Annotated in this window: 3 protein-coding genes; 2 read left to right on the top strand and 1 reads right to left on the bottom strand. The window is 58.3% G+C overall.

All coding sequences use genetic code 11. The features are described from left to right. On the top strand, window positions 1-204 hold a 204-nt coding region (locus EOA28_RS39715; protein ID WP_210214988.1), incomplete at its 5' end, for a hypothetical protein. Between the two features lie 855 nt (window positions 205-1,059). Here the strand turns inward: EOA28_RS39715 and EOA28_RS40610 are convergent. Further along, on the bottom strand, window positions 1,060-1,674 hold the full coding sequence (locus EOA28_RS40610) for a hypothetical protein (protein WP_245463304.1): 615 nt from the start codon (window positions 1,672-1,674) through the stop codon (window positions 1,060-1,062). Between the two features lie 60 nt (window positions 1,675-1,734). Here EOA28_RS40610 and EOA28_RS40605 point away from each other — a divergent pair. Next, window positions 1,735-2,259: hypothetical protein (locus EOA28_RS40605; protein ID WP_245501655.1), on the top strand; the 525-nt coding region annotated here is incomplete at its 3' end.

The raw sequence follows: 2,259 nt of genomic DNA, 5'->3' as shown, positions 1-2,259 counted from the left end.
GCTAAACAGCTCTGCGCATCGGATCAGCAGTCTCGAATTCTTATTCCCCAAGATAAATGGCACCAATGGCGAATAGCTCCGCGCCGTTATGTCCCAGCCGTTGAGGCCGTTGAGGTGAGGTTTGCAGCTTGCGAAGCGTCGAGAATATGCTGGCTGGAAGGTCCGCTTCATAGCTCAATCATCGCTAAACCGGAGTTCCGCTAACGGCCCCAAACCAGTCGCATTCATACCAGGTCAACAAAGCAATCAGTGCCGCTTTCTTGGCAGTGACGGCTGACCCCGATTGGATTGAATTAGCCCTCCTCGTGATCCTCAGGTTCGCCAGATACGAGAGAATACGAAAGGAAACGGGTTGGCGAATCAGCCAGTCGTATTGATTTCCTGCAGAAAACAACCACCCTTAGCGACTAACATAGTCGTTATTCGCCAAGGGGCTACAGAGCGGTTCGCCAAAGTTGGTTCAAAACGCTGATCCAGCGCCGTGTCCATCCGTTGAATGGGAAAGCGGCTGCCGAGCGCGTGATACAACTGCAACCCAACTTCAGCAGCACCGGTCAGTGCTCCGCCATCGGTTGCGCGCCGGTGCTCGCGGGAGTCTTATCGAAGCAATGCGCGCCTCAGGTCTACCCGAATGACACCCACGCGCCTGCCTCGCAGCCATCATGGCCGCAGACGTCGCTGGGTTTTCAGTGGCGATGGAGGGCGCCGCGGAAGGTACGTAGAATCCGAAGGGCCCATGGCGTCAAGGCTGAGGTTTTTTGCGAGCGCGCTTAGATATTCGCGCTTAGATATTAAAGAGAATGTTCAAGCCTGCCGCTAAAGCCGCATAAGAACCTGGCCCGCGCGGTTCGGGCGCTGGGATCCAGCGGCAACGTCAGCTGTTGCATCGGATCGTCGCCGGGATCATGATCCCCTTGGCTAATAAATTCCGTCGTAGAATCGTTCGGACCGTTCGCTTTCTGCGCCGGTTTCACCGTGGCTTCCGCGACAGTGCGGTCGCCTGACAGGAGGGGAAGCGTCATGGGAGTCCAAACAGAACTTGCTCGCAACTTTCTCGGATCAATTCTCCAGCCCGGCGCGCCCACTTTTGATGAGGTAAGGAGGATACACAATGGCCTCGTCGACCGACGCCCCGCAGTCATTGCCCGTTGTCGAGGTATTGCCGATATCGTCGATGCTGTCCTTTACGCCCAGGCGACCGGACTGGAGATTTGCGTACGCGGCGGCGGCCACAACGTCGCTGGGCGTGCAGTGGTCGACAATGGCCTTATGATCGACCTCTCCTTGATGAAAGGAGTTCACGTGAATGCTGCCGCCCGGACGGCCATAGTCGAGGGTGGGGTGACTTGGAGGGAGTTGAATAGAGAGACCCAGTTGCATGGTCTTGCGACCACTGGAGGCGTGATTGGAAGTACTGGTGTTGCTGGACTTACCCTCGGCGGCGGCCTTGGATGGCTTATGCCGAAATACGGGATGGCGCTGGACAATCTGATCTCCGTCGATCTGGTGCTCGCAGACGGTTCCGTGGTGACGGCGAGCGCCGACGCAAATCCCGATCTCTTCTGGGCGCTCCGTGGCGGCGGTGGCAATTTTGGCGTTGCCGCTTCCTTCGAGTTCCGCCTGCATTCCGTCGGCCCAGTCGTGTTCGGAGGGATCGTTGCCTTTCCATTCCATGAGGCGAGACAAGTCCTCCGCGGGTTCCGGGACCTCGCTGAAAATGCCTCGGACGACCTTATGCTCGTCGCCGGCTTAACTACCGCGCCAGACGGGTCGGGCACCCCGATCGTTGCCATCGTTTCCTGTCATATCGGCTCACCCGAAGATGCGGAGATCGTTGGACGCCAGATCCGGAGCTTTGGCACCGTAGCGGTGGATGCGTTAGGGCCGATACCCTATGTGGACCTCAATGGAATGCTGGACGCGGGCTTCCCTTCCGGCGCATTCAACTACTGGAAGTCCACGTTCCTTCCGCGCCTTGACGACGATGCTGTCGAGGCCCTCGTGATCGCGTATGAGCGCTGCCCGGTTCCAACAAGCTCGATCTTGCTGGAAGGTTTCCACGGCTTTGCGTCGCGCGTTCCGGTAGAATCCACCTCCTTCGCGCTCCGTGACATTGGCTTCAACGCGCTCGTGCTTGGCCAATGGATGGACAAGGCCTCTGCGGATCGCACCACCGGTTGGGCGCGCGCCAGCTTCGATGTACTCAAGTCCTTTGCTGGCAAGCGTCGCTATGCAAATTATTTGGGGGCAGACGAGGAC

It is taken from the genome of Mesorhizobium sp. M2A.F.Ca.ET.067.02.1.1 (genome assembly GCF_004023285.1).
GTDB lineage: Bacteria > Pseudomonadota > Alphaproteobacteria > Rhizobiales > Rhizobiaceae > Mesorhizobium.
The sequence above is the reverse complement of the archived record's forward strand: the minus strand, read 5'-3'. Positions and strand labels throughout refer to the sequence as shown.